Here is a 22183-nt window from a genome sequence, read left to right as displayed (position 1 = left end):
TCCCCCTAATTATGTTTTAAAGCTTCTTCGATTACTTTGCTTTGTAGAATTTTATAAATTTCGCCATCACCTTCTGCAGTTGAAGAACGAACTTGACGACCGTGATATTCAAGATTTACTTTACGGTCTTCTAGAATACTTTGTAGTTTTAAGCTAACAAACGACCAAGCACCTTGGTTCTTCGCTTCTTCTTGCACCCAGCGAACCGTTTCTAGATTTCTAAATTCAGATAGAACATTATTTATCTCTTCTTTAGGGAATGGATAAAGTTGTTCTAAAGCAATTAAACAAAGTTCATCGTTAGGATTTTTTTGCAATTCAGTTTTTAAGTCTATAAACATTTTACCTGATGAAATAATAACTTTTTTAACTTTAGTCTTTTTGTAAGGTTCTACTAATATAGGTTCAAATTGACCTTTAGTAAATTCTTCAATTGGTCTTGAAACAATTTTGTTTCTTAACAAGCTCTTAGGTGACATTAAAACTAACGGTCTCATCTTATCAGTGTTTAAATATTTAGCATGTCTTCTTAATAAGTGATAATAGTTAGATGCACTTGTCAAGTTTGCAATTGTCATATTATTTTCACCAGCTAATTGTAAAAATCTCTCTAATCTTGCTGATGAATGCTCAGGTCCTTGTCCTTCATTACTATGTGGCAAGAATAGCGCTAAACCACTTTTTTCGCCCCACTTAGCATTACTGTTAGACATAAAGTTATCGAAGATCATCTGCGCCATATTTGCAAAGTCTCCATATTGAGCTTCCCAAATATTAAATGAATGTGGATTTTCTACGTTATAACCATATTCAAAACCAACAACAGCAGCTTCTGATAACGGTGAGTTATGGATATCAAATGATGCTTTACCATTTGGTACATGATGTAGCGGTATAAATAACTTACCATCCTTTTCATCATGTAAAACAGCGTGTCTTTGAGCAAATGTACCACGTTCAGAATCTTGACCAGTTAAACGAATAGGCGTGCCAGTTTGCAATATTGTAGCAAATGCTAATTGTTCTGCATGAGCCCAATCTACTAAACCATCTTTTTCAAATGGTTCACGGCGTCTATCTAATACTTTGTTTAACTTTTTAAAGACTGTGAAATCTTCTGGATAATCAAACATTGCATCATTGATGGCTTTTAATTCTTCGTAAGTAGCATTTTGCAATTCATAATCTTGACCTTCGCTAATTTTATCAGGTAAAGTCATTTCTGGATTGTCCATTTGAGCATCTTTATCTATTTTATCGTGTGCAGTTCTTAATCTTTTAGTTACGTCATCAAAGATGTTGTTCATTTCTTCTTCAGAAATAATGCCATCTTCAACAAGTTTCTTACCATACAATATTTCAATAGATGGATGTTCTTTAATGGCTTTATACATCATTGGGTTCGTAATTGAAGGTTCATCCATTTCATTATGCCCGTAACGTCTGTAACCTACTAAATCAATTACGAAATCTTTGTTGAATTTTTCTCTAAAGTCCATCGCCATTTCGATAGCTTTAACAGTCGCTTCAACGTCATCTGCATTTACATGAATGATTGGTAAATCATAACCTTTAGCAACATCAGTTGAATAAGTTGTTGAACGTGCATCTGTAGATTCAGTTGTGAAACCTATTCTATTGTTAGTAATGATGTGTAAAGAACCACCAGTCGTGTATCCATCTAAATTACTTAAGTTCATTGATTCGAAGTTAATACCTTGACCAGGGAAAGCAGCGTCACCATGTATTAATACAGCAAGTGATCGATTAACATCTTGACTTGGTCTACCAGCATCTATAGTCGCATCTTGGTTTGCTCTTGCTTTACCGAGAACAACTGGTGAAACAATTTCAAGATGACTTGGGTTATTAGCTAACGTAATATATTGTTCAATTCCGTATTTACTCGTTGTTTTAGTACCACCGAGATGATATTTAACATCTCCAGTCCAACCAGCAGTTATTTCTAAAGAACCATCCTTAGGTAAGAAAATTAAAGGATTTTTGTGCATAAACTCAGAAAGCATCATTTCATATGGTTTCTCGAGTACATGTGTTAGCACATTTAATCTACCTCTATGTGCCATACCAATTTGGATGTTTGGAATATTTGATGCATTTGTACGTTTTAAAACGCGCTGCAACATAGGTACTAATGTGTCCACACCTTCTATTGAGAAACGCTTTGCACCTACAAAGTTTTTGTGGATATATTTTTCAAAGCCTTCTACTTCAGCTAAGCTTTTTAATAATTCAATTTTTTCTTCATTAGTAATTTCAATTGTTTTAGTTGATTCTATATATCTTTTTAACCATACACGCTCTTCATTATTATTAATATGCGTATATTCAAAAGCTATAGGACCTTGGTAACATGATGTCATATATTCAATTGCTTCGTATGCGTTATTAAATTCACCATCGAAATGGTCTGATACGATTACAGCTGGAAGCTTTTCAAGTGTTTCCTTAGATAGTCCAAAGTCTTGATGTGTTAATTTAGGTACATTTTTTCTTTCTGGACGGTACACTGGATAAATATCTGCAGTTAAATGTCCATACTGTCTGATATTATCAATTAAACGCATTACACGCTTGACACTTGAGTTGTCCACTCCAGTACTTGATTGTAGGCCAGCGCCTGTGTTGCTACTAGTTAATTCATCGAATAACACTTGTAAGTCTTCTGGTACTGACTCTGGATCATTAACGTAATTATCATACATCTCTAACATTAACCCTAAGTTAGTTCCAAATCTTACAGGTGCTTCGACATGATTATCATTCTTCATGTTCCACCCTCCAAGAAAATTATAAACCGTTTACATTTCCATTTTAGCACTTAACAGTTTTGAGTTAAAGGCTAATTTGACAATAATCACACTTATTTATTTATAAAAGAATCTTTAAATACAACTGAGATTTTAGTGTACTCATTTACAACACTGTCTACCTTTACAGTGCCGTCGTAAAAATTCACTAATTTCTTTGCAATTGATAGCCCTAAACCGTTTCCACCTTCTTTTCTTGATCGTGACTTATCAACTCTATAAAAACGATCAAATATAAATTCTAAGTCTTTTTTAGGTATACCCATTCCGTGGTCAATTATATCAATTGTTATGTTTCTATTTTTAAGATTTGTGTTAATTTCTATATTTTTATTTTTTGTATCGTATTTCATTGCGTTATCGATAAAGATTAATAACATCTGTTCAAAGTGAAATCGATTAATGTTCATTCTTATTGCATTGAAATTCGATTCGAAATTAAATGTATATTCTGGGTGTAATTTTTTTAATGATTTGATTCTAGATTGTATTTCGTAATTGATATCAACAATATCAATCTCGTCACCAGTGCTAGAACGAGCATCTTTAGATAATAGAAGTAATTCTTCTACGAGCTTTGTAATGCGAGTCATTTCTTCTATAGATATATCTAATGATTCTTCTAATACTTCAGGATTATTTTTACCCCATCTTTGAATAAGATTTAAATGCCCTTGAATAATTTGCAGGGGCGTTCTCAATTCGTGTGAAGCATCTTCAACAAATTGCTTTTGCTGATCAAAAGAAACTTCTAATTGTTCCATCATATTATTAAAGGTTTGAATCATATCATCTGTTTCTTCATAATTTGTTGGTACTTCAAGTTTTTCTTGGAAACCGTCTCTTCGAATTTGTTTCATTTTATCAGATAAAATTGTAATAGGTTTTGTAATTTGAGATGAGAATATATAACTGATAATAGCTATTAAAAATAATGCAGTTAATCCGAATACAGTGGCTAAAATAATCATAAATTTAATAATGGCATCATAATTATCCAATGGATGGATAACAGCTTCATACCCACTAAAATAACTCGTGTTAACTGGCGTATACACAACGATATAAGATTTATTGTTTTGACTTGTTTCAAAAATTTTAAGCTGATTTACTCTTTCGAACTTTGGTGTATATTCCAAATTATTGTTATGCGTTTCTTCAAAAATTGGTTTTCCAAATTTATCAAAGAGAACAAGTTTCTGAGTATCAGTAATCGTAGCATTGATATCAGTAGAAGTAATTTGACCTAATGTTTTGGATTTCAATAAATTAACTGTGTCATAAGCACTTCTAGTAGCTGTGCTTGTCTCTTGATCTTTTAAGTACAAGCTGATGAAATAAATAATGAACATACTAAATAATGCGAAAATAATAAATGTAATCGTCGTAGTGAGCATCATCCATTTTGTTTTTAAAGATTGTTGTCTCATGATCTAATCACGTACCCCACTCCTCTAACCGTTTCAATGATGTTTTCTTTTTTGTAAGGCTTAAGCTTATTACGTAAATAACGAATATAAACATCTACGACATTTGTTTCTACTTCAGACTCATAACCCCAAACATGATTTAAAATTTGCTCTCTTTGAAGTACAAAATTTTGGTTTTCAGCAAGTAATAACAATAATTCATATTCAGTTTTTGTTAAATCGATTGTTTCACCATGAATTGAAACTGAAAATGCATTTTTATCAATCGATAAATCATTGACTGTAATTGTGTGACTTTCTACTTCAGTTGATAAATTCCTTCTAATAATCACACGGATTCTTGCTAATAATTCTTCTATATCAAAAGGTTTAACAATATAGTCATCTGCTCCATAATCTAAACCAATAACTTTATCGTAAGTGTCGCCTTTTGCAGTAATCATAATAATGGGTGTATCCTTCTCTCGGCGTACACGTCTACAAACTTCTAAACCATTCATTTTTGGTAGCATGAGATCAAGTAAAATACAATTGTAATCATCAGACAAAGCTTGCTTAAGTCCACTTTCTCCATCATTACATATTTCAACTTCATAATCCTCATGCTTAAGTTCTAATTCTATAAATCTAGCTAAATTTTGTTCATCTTCTATGATGAGTATTCTTTTCATAACGACACCTCGTAATAATTTGTAAAAATTTTCTTTATTTTAATTGACAATGATTCTCATTTAGGTATAATAGTAATTGAAAATGATTATCAATGAAAGAGTTCCCCCCTCTAGTAAAAGATAACATTTTCGAGTTTAACATGTTCATTATATATGAGCAGAACTATTTTATCATTTAAAATAGTAATTTTTTTGAATAACTAATTGACATTCATTCTCAATTGGTTATAATAGTAATTGAAAGTGATTATCAATCAAATATAAGAGTTCCCCCTCTAAGTATGGATTGAACATTTTCTATAACCCCCTTTTATGCCCATAAAAGTAAAACACCCTAGTGATTCTGTCCAAATCACTAGGGTGTTTTTTTGTAATGTTTATGTCGTTGTGAATATAAATTATAATATCGTACGTTTTATATTTTATTTTTCAGCATGCTTTGTGTTAATAGAATACAAATTACGCCGCCGATTATACCAGCTATAATATCTGTTGGATAATGTACGCCAAGATAGACACGGGAAGATGATATCATTGCAATACATATGACGCATATTCCGATTAAGTATGGTCTTATAGATTTGTTTGCCACTCTATAAATAACATATATTAATGAACCGAAAAAGGCGGTCGATCCCATTGCGTGTCCACTAGGAAAGCTGAAACCTGTTATATCAATAAGTCTTAGTAATGTGGGTCTTTCTCTATCGAATACATTTTTGAGAAGTGGATTTAATGTGCCTGATAATATCATTGTAATAGCAAAAAATAATGTTTCAATGTGATACTTTTTGAGTTTTAAATAACATATAACCATCAATGATAATGCAATCATGGCCCAAACTTCACCTAATTTTGTATAACCAAGCATAATAGAAGTTGTAATAAAGCTTTCAGTTGAATAAATAAAGTTATAGACTTCATTATCAATCCACTTACCGAGTCTTGATTCATGGAAAAATGCAATTACACCAAAAATCAAACTGAAGATAAGTATCAATAATGTACGATTAGCTTGGCTCATCCGATTCCCCCCTTTACTTTATATCTTCTTCAATTTTGTTGAACAATGTTTCTTTAGTATAACTTTCTTTGAAGTTGGACATTTTGTCAATGATATCAGTTCTTTCATTTTCTAATTGATCTAATTGTCTAACTAGATTTGATTGATTAACTTCTTTTTCTTGCAATACTTTTGCATAACCATTTTTCTCGAAGATTTTAGCATTATCGATTTGGTCACCTCTGGATTGATCTAATCCTAGTGGTATCAATAACATAGGTAGTTTTAATGTTGCAAATTCATAAATTGCGTTTGCGCCAGCTCTGCTTATCACAGTGCTTGTTATAGCATAAAAGTGCATAAGTTCGTTTGACACAAATTCATATTGAACATAATTTTCATTTTTGATTGTATTATCAAGATGACCTTTACCTGTTAAGTGAATAATTTGGTACTTTTTAGTTAAATAGTTAAGGTTTGCTCTAATTGATTCATTAAGTACTTTAGAACCTAAACTTCCTCCCATAATTAATAGTACCGGAAGTTTTGAATTAAACCCTGTTAATTTATAACCTTCTTCTTTAGAACCGCCTCTTAAATCTTCTCTTATAATGGCACCGATATAATCTGATTTTTCATTTGGAACATATTTTAATGTTTCTTCAAAAGTCGTATACATTCTAGTTGCAAATTTCATCGCGATTTTATTTGCTAAACCAGGCGTAACATCTGATTCGTGAACGATAGTTGGTATTTTCAAAGATTTAGCTGCAATGATGACAGGTACACTGACGAAACCTCCTTTTGAAAATACTAGATCCGGTTTTTCTTTTTTTAATACTTTACGTGCATCGAAAACACCTTTCATAACTTTAAAAATATCTTTTAAATTTTCAAAAGATAAATATCTTCGAAGCTTGCCGCTAGATATTGAAATATATTTAGTATCTTTAGCTGAGTCAGTTATCATTTCTTTTTCAATACCGTCTTTAGAACCTATATATATTGTTTCAATATTGCGTTTTTGGGCTTCTGGTATAAGGGCTAAGTTTACAGCTACATGCCCTATCGTACCACCACCGGTAAAGGCTATTTTTTTCATGATTTATTTCTCCTTGTTATTTATCAATTTATAATATGCATAAAATGGGGCATCTTTGTCAAATGGAAACTCATCTGTTTCATATTCGCCAATTTTTTTAAAGTTAAATTTTTCAAACAGACGTTGCGCTCTTGAATTAAGAGAAAAAGTATCTGTTAATAAAATGGGTATGTTCGCTTCTGTAGTAATATCAATAGCAAATTGCATCATTTCTTGCGCAATCCCTTTATATTCAGGATTAGCTGCCATTCTATGAATAACAAAAGCATGCTCAATACTTAATGGCCACTCAAATTGTTGATACCACTCTGCTTGCAGTTGGTTAATGCAAATGTAACCTATAATATCATCGTTCGTTTCGTATAAGTATAAATGTCCATTATCAATATCTTGGTAGAAATCTTTTTCTAGAGGATAGCGATGATCCCATTGTGGATTTTGGTCGGCTGCCATAATGGATTTAGCCATCTCAGTAAGTTTATTAATGTGATGTATATCTGCTCGTGTTGCTTTTCTCAAAATGCTTACCTCCATTTACTTATGAATATAATCGATCGCTTCGTCTAATTGTTTATCTTCAGCACGAATTTTTTTACGTAATAATTCGATAAATTTCTTAGTCGTTTCATCTGTGAACACACCATTTGGCTCTAATTTATGTTCGCTTTGGAATGCTTTAACGTTGCTTTCTAATTGCGCATCAAAAGTTTCATTTTCGTTGCTAGTATTATACCCTAAAGCGTCTAAACCAATCTTAATTGACTTAATCTCTTTTGATTTATCACCTAGTTCATAAGATTTAGTTGGATCAATAATTTCAATACCTTCGTATTTAGGTGCAGAGATTGTTTTGTCAGGTTTGATACCTTTTTTATGGATATACGATTTGTTAGGTGTTAACCATCTCATGTTTGTATACTTCAGAATACTAGAATCATTAAACTCTTTATGAACTTGGCCTATTCCTTTACCGAACGTAGTAGTACCTAGAACGTCGGCAATTTTATAATCTTGTAATGCCCCTGCGAATATCTCCGCAGCGCTTGCTGAGCCTTTATTAACTAATACAGAGTAATCCATATCATCTATTCCGGCCATTTTATCATTTTCAGTTTCTACAGCTTGAGGTTTGTCACCTTTCGTTTCTAAATAAATAACAGGTTTACCTTTATCGACAAATAAGTTAACGCTTGTGACAACTTCGTCTAATAAACCACCAGGATTATTTCTCAAGTCTAATACAACATGTTTAACGTTATCTTTTTTAGCTTGTTTTAGTGCTGATTTTAATTCTTTTGTTGTCTTATTTTGGAACTTAGAAATTGAAATGATACCAGTGTCATTCTTTTTCGTATAATCAACACTTGTAAGGTGGATTTTATCACGTTTAATTTTTACATCGAAAGGCTCTTTGCCTTCTCTTTTAATCGTTAAATTAACGGTTGTTCCTTCTTTACCACGAACTTTACTTACAATTTCATTTAATGATTTATTTTTGATTGATTGGTTATCTACTTTAGTTACGACATCTAATGGTTTAATACCTGCTTTTTCTGCAGGAGAATCTTTCATTGGACTCGTAATTCTTACATAACCTTTATGTACTTCCATCTCTGCTCCGATACCTACAAAGTCACCGGAAATTTCTTCGTTATATGTCGTCGTGTCTTTAGAAGATATGTATTCACTATAAGGATCATCTAGTGATTTGATCATACCGTCAATAGCACCTTGTGTTAATTTTTCATCATCAACATCTTTGTAATAGTCATCATCTATTTGTTTATATGCCTCTTCTATTTTATTTAAACTTTTTTGCTTGTCATTCCCAAAGTATAACCCAAACTTATAAGAAGCAAATGTTACGACTGATGTTAAGAGTACCGTAACAAATAATATAATGAACAACTTATATAGAGGCATTGTAATTTGTTTTTTTTGCTTATTTTTAAATGGTTTCATTTACTCACATCTTTCTTGAAAATATAATTTATTTTAACAGTTAATCCTTACAAAGAAAAACACTTTGGTGCACTAGACACCAAAGTGTTAATCAGTTAGAACTTCAACCATTCTTCATAAGAATCAAATAAATCATCGAAAACACTCATGGGCTTTGTAAACATCGCTTCTGTTTCTAAATAATCAGAAAGTGTATGATAATCATTTGTAAACTTTGGAAATGATAAGTCCTGGAAAATTAAATCAGCTAATTCTCCAACTTCGCTATTCTCATTACGCTTTGTTAGTGCATATTGATAGAAAGAATATTGTTTCATTTATTTCATTTTCACATCAATAGCCTTAGTTTCACCCTTAACTAAGCTTTCTAATGATTCAATATTAATATCTTCTGCATCATCAGTATTTGTAATAATAACAGGGCTGATAACAGATTTAACTTTAGCTTCGATTGTTTCGATGTCGAATTTTAATAATTCGTCACCTTTAGTTACGACATCACCCGTGTTAACGAGTGCTTCAAAACCTTCTCCGCCTAATTGCACTGTTTCAAGACCAACGTGAATAAGAACTTCTAAACCGTTAGACGCTTTAATACCAACCGCGTGATTTGAAGGTTTAAATACGTTTACTACTTCGCCGTCGAATGGTGCGACTACTATACCTTCAGAAGGTTTGATTCCAAAACCTTCACCCATCATTTTTTGAGCGAAAACTGGATCTGGAATATCTTCAATTGCTACATATTCACCTGAAATTGGTGCAAATACTTCAACATTTGAATCTTTTGATTTTTTACCGCCGAATAATTTTTTAAACATAAGTATCTTCTCCTCTAGTCATTAAAATGATTTACTAATTCTCCATACCCTAAATCTTCTAACTTATCGTAAGGTATAAATTGTACAGCAGCTGAATTAATACAATATCTTAAACCACCTGATTCTTTAGGACCATCATTAAAAACGTGTCCTAGATGGCTATCAGAATCATCAGAGCGTACTTCAGTTCTTATCATACCATGAGTTTTATCTACAAGTTCAATAACTTCTTGGTCATCTAACGCTTTTGAGAAGCTTGGCCAACCACAATCAGATTCGAATTTCTCTTCTGAAGTAAATAGTGGTTTACCAGATAATTTATCTACATAAATTCCTTTATCAAAATGGTTCCAATATTCATTTTGGAATGGTGGTTCTGTGCCATTTTGTTGTGTTACTAAATATTCCATTTCATTTAATTCGTTTTTACTTTTTTTAAGCATTTTAACGCCCCCAATACTTTTCTATAAATGCTTTACGTCCAGAACCTTGTTGATAACCTTGATAATGTGCGGGGTTCTTTAAGTAATAATCTTGATGATGTGCTTCCGCAGGGTAAAAGTTCTTATAAGGTTTAACGGGTGTAACAACGGGTTTATCAAAGATTTGTTGCTCGTTTAATTGATTTATTTTGTGATATGCTGTTTCTTTTTGTTCTTCATCATGATAGAAAATGACGGGTTCGTAACTTTCCCCTCTATCGAAAAACTGACCTTTGTTATCAGTTGGATCAAAGGTTTTAAAATATATATCTAAAATAGCTTCAAAATTCGTTTCTTCTTCATCGTATTCAATTTGAACGGCTTCTACATGTCCAGTTTGATTTGTACATACTTCTTCGTAAGTAGGGTTTTCAATGTGTCCACCACTATAACCAGAAGTTACTTCAATAATACCAGGAAATTCATTGAATGGTTTGACTAAACACCAAAAACATCCCCCAGCTAATGTTGCGTACGCCATAGTTGTACCTCCCTTGATGATAGTTTACTTTAACTTAATATCAAAGTACCATTTTTTTGCTGAAATATCTAATGTTTGAATTTGTATAGATTCAACATTGTCAATATCTAATTGGTCTAAAGAGAGATAGAAAGACTCATCTTTAGGGTTTACATGAATATAGGGTGGAAGATCACTATGCTTTTTGATTTGCGATAGAATAAATGGGTTTGAAATATTCAACTTGCCAATATCTATAGCTTGTATGTCAAACTTTATCGTATCGTTATTTAACTTTACTGGTTTAGTTTTAAGCTTAATAGGGATTTCTTTTCCTAAGATTTTAGTGTGCGTATCAAAGGATAATGCTTTTTTAGTGATGTTAGTTTGAATATCATACTGTGCAATTGAAGCATTCATGAGTGATTCAAGTTCTGCATTATTAAAAGAAATCGTAAAATCTTTATTGATTTGCTCATTCTTGCTATGTGGATATTGGTCATCATTTGATATAGATATAAAGACATATACCAAGGCTAAAAGGATTAAAATAATAAGAGTAATGAAAGCAAAAAACCAAGCCTTATGATTGATCCAATGTTTATTTTCCATAGAAGAACACGCCTATAGCGCCTTCGCCAGTATGTGTTGATACAACAGGTGTCGTTACAGCAGTATCAAACAGTTGAATATTTTTCTTTTCTTTAATTGTATTCATCAGTTTATTCATCAATTGTTCTGCGTTTGCATCAGCTATACCTATTTTTATAATTTCTTTTTTCTCTAAAAAGACATCAAGCTCTTTCATAAGGTATTTAATGACTGCATTTTGTGTTCTCGCGTTATGCATCATTTCAATTTTGCCGTTAATCACTTCACCAATAGGTTTAATGTTCATTAATGAACCAAGTAAGCCTTTCGCTTTACCGATTCTACCGCCTTTAATAAGGTTGTCTATATTACCTATCACAACAAATAATCTTAAGTTGTTTTTTATAATTTCAAGTTGTTCAATGATTTCTTCAACCGTCTTACCCTCATTCACCATTTTCACAACTTCTTCTATTTGGAAACCATAAGCTAAAGAGATGAAATTACTATCAATCACGGTAACTTTACTATCAGTCATTTGTGCAGCTTGTTGAGCTGCACTGAATGTTCCTGATAATTCTGCAGTCATGTGTATACTGAGGATTTCAGAGCCGTCTTTACCTAACGCATCGTAAGTTTCTACTATCTTGCCTATTGCTGGTTGGCTCGTTTTAGGTAGCTCTTTTGCTTCTCTCATTTTTTCAAGAAACTCTGTTGAACTAATTTCAGTCTGATCTTCGTACGTAACACCATCGATTAAAATATTCAATGGCACAACGGTGATATTGTTCTCTTCTAAATAGCTTGCTGATAAGTCTGTTGTTGAATCAACAACGATTTTAATTTTTGACATAATGATTCTCCTTTAATGATTGAACAGTATTGCTAATCTTCCCTTGAACAAATTGGCTAACTTCTTGCATCGTTTTATCTTCAAATACAGTTGGTTCTATAGGGTCTAATATGTGAACATACACATCTCCAGGAACCATTTTCTTTGAATTATACTTTTCCATAATATTAGAAGATCCATATATAGCGATTGGAACGATTTTAACTTTTGCAGATTTTGCCAATTTTAATGAGCCAGCTTTAAATTCTTGCATTTCTCCACCTTTACTTCGGCTTCCTTCTGGGAAGATAAGTAGTGAATGTTGCTCTTTTAATTTATTAATACCATCTTTAATCATTTGTAAACTTGCTCTTCTATTAGAGCGGTCTAAATATATACAGTTCATCTCTTCCATCCAAGGTTTTAAAAATGGGATTTTTTCGACTTCTTTTTTTGAAATAAAGCCAAATGGTTGTGGCAAGTTGTTAATCAACACAGGAATATCAAAATTACCTTCATGGTTCGAAATGTATAATACAGGTTCGTCAAACGGTTCAGTGTTACCTGTAACATGAGTTTTGACCCCAGCAGAATCTAATATTCTTGAAGCCCATCTTCTTGCATATAAATAAACCATTTCATCTTGTATACGTACATCATCTATTTGTGTCTTTCTAATTTTCACTTTCTTTAATTGTGAAGACACTAACGCTGCATAACCAATGATATAACCTATAGTTTTAGCCGTTCTTAACATACTATTTTTTCCTTTCCAAATGAATATAAGTGTGAGGTAATGTGTTTTTTTCATCTAATGTTCCTGCTTCAGATGAAGTGACTGTCCAATCTTTAAATTCATACGGTGGAAAAAATGCATCACCTTGGAATTTATCTTCAATAACAGTTACGTACATATCATCTACACGGTCCATCATTTGTTCATATAAACCTTGACCTCCGAAAATAAATACATGTCCTTCTAATTCGTCAATTTCATCCAAAGAATGAATGACGTCGACCCCTTCATGTTCAAAAGATCGATTAGAAGTTAATACGACATTTCTTCTGTTTGGCAATGGTCTGCCTAACGATTCAAATGTCTTTCTACCCATCACAATAGTATTACCCGTTGTTAAGGCTTTTACTCTCTTTAAATCACTCGGTAAATGCCATGGCATTTTGTTGTCTAAACCGATTACTCTATTTTGATCATGACATACTATAATTGACTTCATTATTTTTGCTCCTTCTTAAACTGCTATTGGTGCTTTAATACTTGGGTGTGATTGATAGTCTTCAATTATTAAATCTTCATATTCTATATCGAATAATGATTTATTTGTGTTAATTTTAAGTTTTGGTGCAGCGTATGAATCTCTAGAAAGTTGTTCATTAATGGCTTCGATGTGGTTCTTGTAAATATGAGCGTCACCAAAAGTATGAACAAACTCGCCTACTTCAAGCCCACATTCTTTTGCAATTAAATGTGTAAGTAGACTATAACTCGCAATATTAAAAGGAACACCTAAAAAGATATCGGCACTTCTTTGATATAATTGACAACTTAATTTGCCATCTTTAACATAAAATTGGAACAATGTATGACATGGTGGCAAAGCCATCGTATCAATTTCAGTTGGATTCCAAGCAGATATAATATGTCTACGAGAGTTTGGATTTTGTTTAATGTTATCAATTAAACTCTTGAGCTGATCAAAACGCTTACCATCTTGATCATTCCAGTCTCTCCATTGCTTACCATATACATTACCTAAATCACCGTATGTTTTCATGAACTCATCATCGTTAAGAATCTTACCCTTAAAAATAGCTAATTGCGCTTTATACTGTTCATTAAACTTATCATCGACTAAAGCACGGCGACCAAAGTCAGTCATGTCTGGCCCTTTATAAGCATCACTTTCAATCCATTTTTTAAAAGCCCACTCATTCCAAATGTTATTTTTATATTGCAATAAATATCTAATATTCGTATCGCCTTTTATAAACCATAATAGTTCAGTTGCGATTAATTTAAACGAAACTTTTTTAGTCGTTAGTAGAGGGAATCCTTCTGATAAGTCAAATCTCATTTGGTGACCAAAAATAGAAATAGTACCTGTACCAGTTCTATCGTCTTTACTTTCACCTTCTTCTAATACTTTGTTACATAAATCATGATACGCTTTATCAAAGTTATTCATTAGTGCACCTCTTTTTTTCTTATTCTTCCATATCTATATTAACTAAAAAGTGTTTGTTTTACTACTGATATAATAGAAATAGATCACGATTAAATATAGAAACTTTGATGATTATTATGTATAATGGAATTAAATTACCAAAGAGATATCATTTCAAAGGAGGCTATTTCAATGAATGAAATATTCGCTGTTATAGGATTTTTCTTATTATTAAGCTACATGATTAGTATGTGTATTACTGAATAGTGCTCTTAAGGGGTAAATAACCACCATGGACTTGTAAACCATGGTGGTTATTTTTATGTTCTAAATATATTATCCACTGTACTTTATAATCACAAATTAAAACAAAAAAGCATATCACGCTACTGATTTTTATCTCAGTGAATAGCGTGATATGCGTGGTATTTTACATTAATTTTTATTATTTTAGTTTTGCAGAATATTGATGTCCAAGTCTTTTATGATTAATTTTCAAGCCGTAATGTGTTTTGGTACTTTTTCGAATACATTGCGTGACTTTTAAGTTTTTGAAAGTGGGACTCTTATAATGTGCTTTTACGATTAAATATTTGTAATCTGATACGGACACTATTTCTTGATCGGTTTCCGTCATTTTAGATAACTCACCCATTCGATCGTTTTCGTCTAGTGTGCGTGCAAACATATTATCTAAGTAAAGCAAATCCACGACTTCTGGATGTCTTTTGACCCATTTATTGTAATCATCATTTATAAAATGAATGCGTTTATATGTTTCTTCGTCTAAGTATCTTTTCATGCCTTCTGATATCACATAATGTATTAAAGGATGTTGTTCTATGGCATAAATGGTAGCTTGTTTAAATGTTTTGAGTATTAAATAGCTGTCTCTTCCAAACCCCATCGTTCCATCTACAAAATTAAATGAAGGTAAATCTTTAGCTATATAATCCACCATTTCAACGAGCACAGGTTGTTTGTTTTGTTTCATCAACTGTAATTTCACTTTTACTGTATCTAAATGAAAATAAATGGGTGTTTCAGCAGTGAAATACAGTTTCGGCCCACTACTTTCAAATACGATAAGCGGCGTTGTATCCCGTTGGAATAATTGACGAATGGTTAATTTTTTGCGGTTAATTAAGTTTATATGATTGACCAAATCTAATGCCGATAATATAGAAAATGCATCTTCTACTTGTTTGTAGAGAGATGCATTTGATTTAACGGCAGTTGTTAACCTAACATTAGTCACAGTATTCATCAAAAGCGTCTTTAATATCCATACAAATTTCTTGGATATCTCTTCCTTCAATATGTTCACGAGGCATAAAGTATTTAAGTTCGCTACCTTTAAATAACGCCATAGATGGACTTGATGGTACTTGAGCAATATATTCTCTCATTGTTTCTGTTGCTTCTTTATCTTGACCAGCAAATACAGTAGCTGTTCTAGATGGTTTCTTTTCATTTTGTTGAGCAACAGTGACAGCTGCTGGACGTGCTAAGCCTGCAGCACATCCACATACAGAGTTTACAACGATAAATGTTGTTTCATCGTGCTTTGCATTATCCATATAATCTTTAACAGCGTCAGTTGTTTCTAAACTTTCAAAGCCTTGACCAGTCAATTCAGTTCTCATTGGTTGTGCTAATTCTTTCATGTATTGTTCGTATGCATTCATTTTATTATCCCTCTTTCTTTCTATTGGCCATTTGTTTCCAAACGGAGCCTAATGCTGCCTCACCGTTTTCAATTCTTTCAATTGCCATTTCTACTTGCAATTTAACGTCAAATGCTGGATCATTTTGTCTGTTTTTCAATGCTTCTAGAGCTGTTTCGTCACCTTCATCAAAAATAAACATAGCTGCACGCCATCTTACAATTTTTTGAGGATCTTCAAGAGCTTCAATCATGACAGGCAAAGCTTCTTTAAAGCCTAAGTCACTTAAACAATCTCCAGCAGTTCTTCTTACTGAAACGACTTTGTCTTTCATACCTTTATATAAATATGGTAACGTTTCTTTCGTTTCTATCATACCTAATAACACGATAGCCATTCTTCGTACTTGAGGCTTATCATCATTTAATGCTGCCTCTAATAAAGGATAATCCTCTTCAGTAGGTGTTGGAAAGTCGTTTAACATTCTTAATTTTACTTTCCAATCTTGTTCTTGTTCAAACGTTTCTTTGTCTACATGAACAAATTGCTTTTCAGGTATTGTAATATCACTTGTTAAAGCTTCTTCCACAAGTTCATCTAAAATTGATTTAGGATATAAAGCGAGTATTTCTTCTTGAACTGTTTCAAGAACTTCTTCAACTTCACCATAACGTACACCTAAATCATCCCATTTTCTTAAGAAGACGACATTATCAGAGTCTTTTGTTGCCTTTAACATGCTATCGATATAAATTTCAGGTAATTGTTTTCTCTTTTCTTCATCTTGTGTTGTCAATTTAATTTGGTAAGGAATACCTTTGAATTTTAACACTTCTGCTTTTACTTCACCAAAATGTTCATTTACTTGATTTTGATTTAAATCGCCATCTTGATCTGAGCCAGATATAGCAGCTGTAACATCTTTAAGTAAAGTGTCCCAATTTTCTTTCGGACGTTTATCAACAGCAATAAAATCCATCACGTGGAATACAGATTTCACACCTTCTAATTGTAAAATACGGTTAATGAATTCAGGATTATGATCATTAATTTCTGTATAAGTCTTTGACGATCTGTCTTCCTTTTTAAATGATAAAATGATCTTCATTGTATTAGGACTTGGTGTTGGTTCAACTCTAACAATTTCCATAATATCCTCCTTATTGCAATTTGTTGCCTAGTTGTTTTATTCGTATACCGATAGAACACTCAGATATACAATATTGATGCGCTTGGTGCTTGCCTTTTGATTCCCTATAATGCGTCTTAAGCAAACACCCTTTGCAGTATGTTTCCATTAATTGATCTATTTGTTTAATAGCTAACTTTTCTTCTTGAACTAAAATGAGTGTCACTCCCTTACTTAGACCGTTATTATAACATTCATAATATGAATTGTTTATGATAAAGCTTGTTGATTTTTATAACTTTGCGCCTTATAATAGGAAAGTTCGATTATCGCGGTTTCTAAACACCCGCTATATCAAAATTTAGGAGGAACAAAGTTATGTATAATGAATTAATAGGTATTGGCACATTCTTCGTTACATTTATATTAATGTTAGTCCTTTACCGAATTTTTGGAAAAACTGGTCTGTTTGTTTGGGTTGCTATAGGTACTATTATAGCAAATATACAGGTTATTAAAACAGTAGAACTATTTTCAGTCAGTGCAACGCTCGGAAATGTGATGTTCGCTTCAATTTATCTTGCAACAGATATATTAAACGATATCTATGGTAGAAAACAAGCTAAAAAAGCAGTTTGGTTAGGATTTTCATCCGTTATAGTTATGGTGATATTGCTACAATGCTCATTGGCGTTTATACCAGCACAAGATGACGTTTCACAACAAGCACTCGAAACAATATTTAATATTGTACCAAGAATCGCTTTAGGTTCGATCATTGCTTATATTATTGGTCAACATTTAGATGTATTATTATTTACTTTAATTAAGAAAAAGTTTTCATCTGATAAGACTTTCTATATAAGAGCGTATGGAAGTACAGTAGTCAGTTCAATCGTAGATACAGCGATATTTGTATTAATCGCATTTTACGGTAACTTACCAAATAGTGTTGTGTTCGAAATTTTCATCACCACATATTTCTTAAAACTACTTACAACAATATCTAACGTACCTTTCGGCTACATTGCAAAATCAATGTATAGAAAAGGCAAAATTGCTGAATAGAGCAAAATAAATATTTAAGCGTTTGGATTTCGATCCTTTCTCAATATAAATCACCCTTCCGAAGAATTTATTCTACGAAAGGGTGATTTTTTAATTCTGAATATCATTACCTATTTAAATACTTTCTGATATTGTACGTAACCTGATAAATAATGTTCAATATCATCAATTCTAACTCGGTAACCATGGTGTTTAATAAAGAATGAATTCAATATTTTAGCTGGATTCTTAAAGTACATTGCAATTTCTGGATAGAAATAGCCCGTTCTTTCATAATCAGCTCGTATATGAATGGTTTTAATGAATTTTTCTTCATCTAAATCTTCTTTGACGAGTTCGGAATAACCGGTTTTTTTAGCTTTTTCAACTAAGTGATATGTCGCCATTAACATTTCTAAAAATGTCGGGTAAGTCGTCTCCCTTTGCTGTATATAATCTAAGTAGCTAGAAACGTTTTGTATACCAAATTTATAATATTTTTCTTGTGGGTCAATTTGTACAAGTTCGTTTGTACAATAGCCAAGCCAATGGTCATGATATTTCCAATATTGTTCTTGTATGAATGTCTCGAAGAGCATTTTAACTGTGTTAAGCCATTGTTCATTATGATCTAATTGGTACAATCTTAATAATGCTAAAGCTGCTTCCCCATCATAATATACAATTTTAAACTTTTCTTTCACAGTTAAATCTGGATAATTTAATATATGAACTGTATGAGCATCTTTATCAATCATCTGTAATATACCTTTTGCTACTTTTTGTGCAGCTGCTAAATATGATTGATCGTCTGGTGCATATTTTAAATACTCGCAAATCGCCAATATAAATGTTGCATTTTGCCCTAATTTTATTTCATTAACGCCATTTGTATCATCATAAATATGAGCAAAATCATCCACTTCATATAAATAGTTTTTAATTAAATAATCTATAGGTTTTCTAATAATACTTACATCTTTGTTCAAGTACGTTAAGCCTTCTATTAGTGCATAAGTTGAAGAACTGTGCCTTAAATTATTATAAAAATCTATTTCTTTATCAAAATGTGGGAAGTATCCATAAATATATTGACCACTATCTTGAATTTGATTTTTCAAAAATTCAGTACTTGTTTCAATCATGCTATCTATTTCACTGCTAAGATCCTCAATAAATCTCAATCCTTTTCTATATCCTTCTGATTCTAACTTTATGACTTCATTTCCTTCAATCAAATAGCTTTCAGTATAGAATTTATAAACTTGTTTATTTTCATAGTCTTTATGCAAATAAACCATAAATAAATCTTTATACCTTCTAATATAGTGCGTGATATTCTTTTCAGATAGTATGAAAAGATTTTCTTTATTCGTAGGTCTTATAAAAGCATTTGCATTGATTTCTTCAGGTAAGAAAGCGAGTTTCCAATTTTCATGTAATGAAAATCCATATTGCACATAGTTTCTACGTGTTTGAATTAAATCATTTTTCAACTTTTCATACGGCAAGCTTTCTATATACGTTACAACATCTATTTTTATCCATGTAGGCTGTTTTCCACTTTTCTTCCGATACTTATCTATAAATTTTTGTACATTTCTATCAACATGATCATAATTAAAATTTTTAATTACGGCTTTCATAGACGGATGACCTAAGCTGACAAACACCCTTTTACAGTTTTTATGATTCTTTAAAATTTCGCATATATGATAATTAATATCCATTTATTAATATATCCTTTCATATACATATTTAATTTTACTTTTCATCTTTACGACGACCAAATAGGAATAATGAACCAAGTCCTGCAAACAGACTACCAAATAAAGTTGTATTTTCTATAGGCTGTTCACCTGTATATTGTTTACACCGTCGCCATCGATATCATTATCATCTTTGTCCGGTGTGCCGTCACCATCTGTATCTTTGTCAGAGTCTGAGTCACTGTCTGAATCAGAGTCGCTGTCTGAATCTGAGTCACTGTCGGAATCAGAGTCAGATTCGTTTGGAGTAATTATATCTGCATTACCATCGCCATCTTTATCAGTTGCTTTATCAGAGTCAGGATCAGATTCGTCACTGTTCTTAATGCCGTCTTTATCCTTATCTTCATTACCATCAGATATACCATTATTGTCAGAATCTACTTTCTTAGGATCTGTACCAATGAGTTTTTCATCTTCATTGTTTACACCGTCGTTGTCGATATCAGTATCAAATTTATCTGGTTTACCATCATTGTCTGTATCCTTAGGAACGACATTTACTTTAACAGGTATTAGTTCTGAAGAACCATCTGGATAGTTAACTTTAACTGGAATAGTTACATCATCCTGTTTTTCGCCTGTTTCAGGTGTAGTTATAGTTACTTCACCTGTATTAGGATTAACAGAAACTTTCCAACCATCAGGTGTATTATCGTTATTTGGTCCTTCAAAAGTTGTTCCGTTAGGTAAATTATTATTATCTATTAATGAAATTACTTTTGGTTCACTTTCTGTAACAATAATTGGAGCATCTCCATAAGTTGGATTATTGCTTTGAGCATCATTTGGAATAACACTAACTTTAACAGGTGCATCATCACTAGAACCATCTGGATACTTAACCTTAACTGGAATAGTTACTTTATCATTAGGTACAGCACTTTCAGGAGAATTCACCGTCACAGTACCAGTATTAGGATCTACAGTCGCAGTCCAACCATCAGGTAAACTACCTTCTGGAATTTCGAATACCGTATTAGGAGGTAATTGATTATCACCAGTTTGTGGTATTTCAATTGTTTTACCTGGTTTAAGAGTCTTCTCATTATCTCCATAGTTTGGATCGTTTAATTGGCCATCTGTAGATACTACAGTTACAGGAATTCCAACTTCTTTGCTAGATCCGTCTGGATAACGTACTGTTACAGGGATAATTTCTTTAGTGCCAACTGGAGTATTTTCAGTTGGAATAACAGTTACTTCACCTGTATCAGTGTTAATTTTTCCGTGCCATTCTCTAGGTAAATTTACTTGTTTTAGTTCGAATTTAGTACCTACTGGTAAATCTAAATCTTTCGTCTGTTGTATTGTATTAGGTAATCCAGCTTTGATTTCAGTATGATCATAACCAGGTTCATTACTTTGAGCTTGATTCTTTTGAATTGTTACTACTAATGGAATCTCTTGAGTAGAGCCATCTGGATAAATAACATTTACAGGAATCATCTCCGATGAGCCAGGTTCAGAGTCATCTGCAGATGTTACAGTTACTTCACCAGTGTCAGGATCTACAGTTACATCCCAGTCACTAGGCGTATTATCTTCAATAATTTCAAATCTTGTACCTGGTGGTAGATTGTTATCACCAGTTTGTTTAACTTTTGTTGGTACTCCAGGTTTTACTATCAATTCATTATAAGCAGGAGATTTTACTCCAGATAATTTTGCTGTCGCTGTAATTGGTTCAGATGCTTCAGATGTATTCGGTGTTTCTGCTTTATCTGTCGCTTTCGCCGTGACATTACCTTCTGGTATTGGACTTGTAGGTGTAACATGTGCAACACCATCTTTACCAGCCTCTGCTTCACCTAACTTATTACCATCTTTATCGAACAGTTCTACTTTAGTTCCTGGCTCTGCTTGAACATCAACTGGATCTGTTGTACCAGCTTTACCAGTTAAATCTGTAGAAATAACAGGTTTCGCAGGTGGAGTAGTATCTGTTGCTTTAATTGGATCAGATGCATCAGACGTATTAGGTGTTTCTGCTTTATCTGTCGCTTTAGCCGTTACGTTACCTTCTGGTATTGGGTTTGTAGGTGTAATATGAGCAATGCCATCTTTACCAGCTTCACCTTCGCCTAACTTGTTGCCATCTTTATCAAACAATTCTACTTTAGTCCCCGGCTCTGCATTCACGTCAACTGGGTCAGTTGTACCAGCTTTACCAGTTAAATCTGTAGAAATTACAGGTTTAGTT

At 32.4% G+C, this 22183-nt stretch carries 25 protein-coding genes; 2 read left to right on the top strand and 23 right to left on the bottom strand.

What is annotated here, in order from left to right:
- Positions 1 to 5 precede the first annotated feature (5 nt).
- The 16 genes from LQ598_RS12340 to LQ598_RS12265 all read right to left on the bottom strand — a co-directional run bounded on the left by LQ598_RS12340 (position 6) and on the right by LQ598_RS12265 (position 14389).
- Entirely contained in the window at positions 6 to 2792 is a 2787-nt protein-coding gene (locus LQ598_RS12340) for a 2-oxoglutarate dehydrogenase E1 component (RefSeq protein WP_016911872.1), read from the bottom strand.
- Between the two features lie 92 nt (positions 2793 to 2884).
- Positions 2885 to 4261 (bottom strand): HAMP domain-containing sensor histidine kinase, encoded by a 1377-nt coding sequence (locus tag LQ598_RS12335; protein WP_016911871.1) that lies wholly within the window; start codon positions 4259 to 4261, stop codon positions 2885 to 2887.
- Positions 4258 to 4932 carry a response regulator transcription factor gene (locus tag LQ598_RS12330; protein ID WP_016911870.1) on the bottom strand — a complete coding sequence of 225 codons (675 nt, stop codon included), beginning with the start codon at positions 4930 to 4932 and terminating at the stop codon, positions 4258 to 4260. The genes LQ598_RS12335 and LQ598_RS12330 overlap by 4 nt, the downstream gene beginning before the upstream one ends.
- 415 nt (positions 4933 to 5347) lie before the next feature.
- Positions 5348 to 5956, bottom strand: coding sequence for a phosphatase PAP2 family protein (locus tag LQ598_RS12325; protein WP_107537518.1), 609 nt, complete (start codon positions 5954 to 5956; stop codon positions 5348 to 5350).
- A gap of 13 nt (positions 5957 to 5969) precedes the next feature.
- A complete protein-coding gene (locus tag LQ598_RS12320; RefSeq protein WP_016911869.1) occupies positions 5970 to 7037 on the bottom strand; it encodes an undecaprenyldiphospho-muramoylpentapeptide beta-N-acetylglucosaminyltransferase in 1068 nt (355 codons plus the stop codon).
- Positions 7038 to 7040: 3 nt separating this feature from the next.
- Positions 7041 to 7556, bottom strand: coding sequence for a GNAT family N-acetyltransferase (locus LQ598_RS12315; protein WP_236005708.1), 516 nt, complete (start codon positions 7554 to 7556; stop codon positions 7041 to 7043).
- A gap of 15 nt (positions 7557 to 7571) precedes the next feature.
- Positions 7572 to 8999, bottom strand: coding sequence for a S41 family peptidase (locus LQ598_RS12310; RefSeq protein WP_107537212.1), 1428 nt, complete (start codon positions 8997 to 8999; stop codon positions 7572 to 7574).
- 95 nt (positions 9000 to 9094) lie between these two features.
- Complete coding sequence (locus LQ598_RS12305; protein WP_016911866.1) at positions 9095 to 9316, bottom strand: YozE family protein; 222 nt, start codon at positions 9314 to 9316, stop codon at positions 9095 to 9097.
- A complete protein-coding gene (locus tag LQ598_RS12300; protein ID WP_016911865.1) occupies positions 9317 to 9820 on the bottom strand; it encodes a PTS sugar transporter subunit IIA in 504 nt (167 codons plus the stop codon).
- Between the two features lie 14 nt (positions 9821 to 9834).
- Complete coding sequence (gene msrB / locus LQ598_RS12295; protein ID WP_016911864.1) at positions 9835 to 10263, bottom strand: peptide-methionine (R)-S-oxide reductase MsrB; 429 nt, start codon at positions 10261 to 10263, stop codon at positions 9835 to 9837.
- Position 10264: 1 nt separating this feature from the next.
- Positions 10265 to 10783 carry a peptide-methionine (S)-S-oxide reductase MsrA gene (gene msrA / locus LQ598_RS12290; protein WP_107537213.1) on the bottom strand — a complete coding sequence of 173 codons (519 nt, stop codon included), beginning with the start codon at positions 10781 to 10783 and terminating at the stop codon, positions 10265 to 10267.
- Between the two features lie 24 nt (positions 10784 to 10807).
- Positions 10808 to 11374 carry a DUF2140 family protein gene (locus tag LQ598_RS12285; RefSeq protein ID WP_103323634.1) on the bottom strand — a complete coding sequence of 189 codons (567 nt, stop codon included), beginning with the start codon at positions 11372 to 11374 and terminating at the stop codon, positions 10808 to 10810.
- Positions 11364 to 12206, bottom strand: a complete 843-nt coding sequence (locus tag LQ598_RS12280) for a DegV family protein (RefSeq protein ID WP_107537214.1) — start codon at positions 12204 to 12206, stop codon at positions 11364 to 11366. Before LQ598_RS12280 ends, LQ598_RS12285 begins: the two co-directional genes overlap by 11 nt.
- Positions 12193 to 12942 (bottom strand): lysophospholipid acyltransferase family protein, encoded by a 750-nt coding sequence (locus tag LQ598_RS12275; protein ID WP_107537215.1) that lies wholly within the window; start codon positions 12940 to 12942, stop codon positions 12193 to 12195. Before LQ598_RS12275 ends, LQ598_RS12280 begins: the two co-directional genes overlap by 14 nt.
- A gap of 1 nt (position 12943) precedes the next feature.
- Positions 12944 to 13423 carry a dihydrofolate reductase gene (locus tag LQ598_RS12270; RefSeq protein WP_107537216.1) on the bottom strand — a complete coding sequence of 160 codons (480 nt, stop codon included), beginning with the start codon at positions 13421 to 13423 and terminating at the stop codon, positions 12944 to 12946.
- A 12-nt stretch (positions 13424 to 13435) separates the two neighbouring features.
- Positions 13436 to 14389: a thymidylate synthase gene (locus LQ598_RS12265; RefSeq protein WP_107537217.1), complete on the bottom strand. Its 954-nt coding sequence runs from the start codon at positions 14387 to 14389 to the stop codon at positions 13436 to 13438.
- A 123-nt stretch (positions 14390 to 14512) separates the two neighbouring features.
- Between LQ598_RS12265 and LQ598_RS13835 the strand changes: the two genes are divergently transcribed.
- On the top strand, positions 14513 to 14635 hold the full coding sequence (locus tag LQ598_RS13835; RefSeq protein ID WP_259340103.1) for a hypothetical protein: 123 nt from the start codon (positions 14513 to 14515) through the stop codon (positions 14633 to 14635).
- A gap of 178 nt (positions 14636 to 14813) precedes the next feature.
- On the opposite strand, the gene LQ598_RS12260 is transcribed toward LQ598_RS13835, so the two are convergent.
- The 4 genes from LQ598_RS12260 to LQ598_RS12245 are packed head-to-tail and all read right to left on the bottom strand — an operon-like array spanning position 14814 to position 17390.
- Entirely contained in the window at positions 14814 to 15635 is an 822-nt protein-coding gene (locus LQ598_RS12260; protein ID WP_107537417.1) for a class I SAM-dependent methyltransferase, read from the bottom strand.
- Positions 15619 to 16056: a bacilliredoxin BrxA gene (gene brxA, locus LQ598_RS12255; protein ID WP_016911856.1), complete on the bottom strand. Its 438-nt coding sequence runs from the start codon at positions 16054 to 16056 to the stop codon at positions 15619 to 15621. Before brxA ends, LQ598_RS12260 begins: the two co-directional genes overlap by 17 nt.
- A gap of 4 nt (positions 16057 to 16060) precedes the next feature.
- Positions 16061 to 17185, bottom strand: coding sequence for a virulence factor (locus tag LQ598_RS12250; protein ID WP_016911855.1), 1125 nt, complete (start codon positions 17183 to 17185; stop codon positions 16061 to 16063).
- 10 nt (positions 17186 to 17195) lie between these two features.
- Complete coding sequence (locus LQ598_RS12245; protein ID WP_083840520.1) at positions 17196 to 17390, bottom strand: zinc-finger domain-containing protein; 195 nt, start codon at positions 17388 to 17390, stop codon at positions 17196 to 17198.
- Positions 17391 to 17542: 152 nt separating this feature from the next.
- On the opposite strand from LQ598_RS12245, the gene LQ598_RS12240 reads away from it, so the two are divergent.
- Positions 17543 to 18232, top strand: coding sequence for a queuosine precursor transporter (locus LQ598_RS12240; protein ID WP_016911854.1), 690 nt, complete (start codon positions 17543 to 17545; stop codon positions 18230 to 18232).
- A gap of 110 nt (positions 18233 to 18342) precedes the next feature.
- Here the strand turns inward: LQ598_RS12240 and LQ598_RS12235 are convergent, their stop codons facing one another.
- From LQ598_RS12235 to LQ598_RS12230, 3 genes are all read right to left on the bottom strand, one after another.
- A complete protein-coding gene (locus LQ598_RS12235; RefSeq protein WP_208165334.1) occupies positions 18343 to 19941 on the bottom strand; it encodes a poly(glycerol-phosphate) alpha-glucosyltransferase in 1599 nt (532 codons plus the stop codon).
- Positions 19942 to 19975: 34 nt separating this feature from the next.
- Positions 19976 to 20032, bottom strand: coding sequence for a hypothetical protein (locus LQ598_RS13960; RefSeq protein WP_481817249.1), 57 nt, complete (start codon positions 20030 to 20032; stop codon positions 19976 to 19978).
- Between the two features lie 23 nt (positions 20033 to 20055).
- Positions 20056 to 22183, bottom strand: a 2128-nt coding sequence (locus LQ598_RS12230) for a YPDG domain-containing protein (protein ID WP_239745625.1), incomplete at its 5' end; no start/stop codon positions are given.

The sequence above is a fragment of the Mammaliicoccus sp. F-M27 genome (genome assembly GCF_022387115.1).
GTDB lineage: Bacteria > Bacillota > Bacilli > Staphylococcales > Staphylococcaceae > Mammaliicoccus > Mammaliicoccus vitulinus.
The sequence above is the reverse complement of the archived record's forward strand: the minus strand, read 5'-3'. Positions and strand labels throughout refer to the sequence as shown.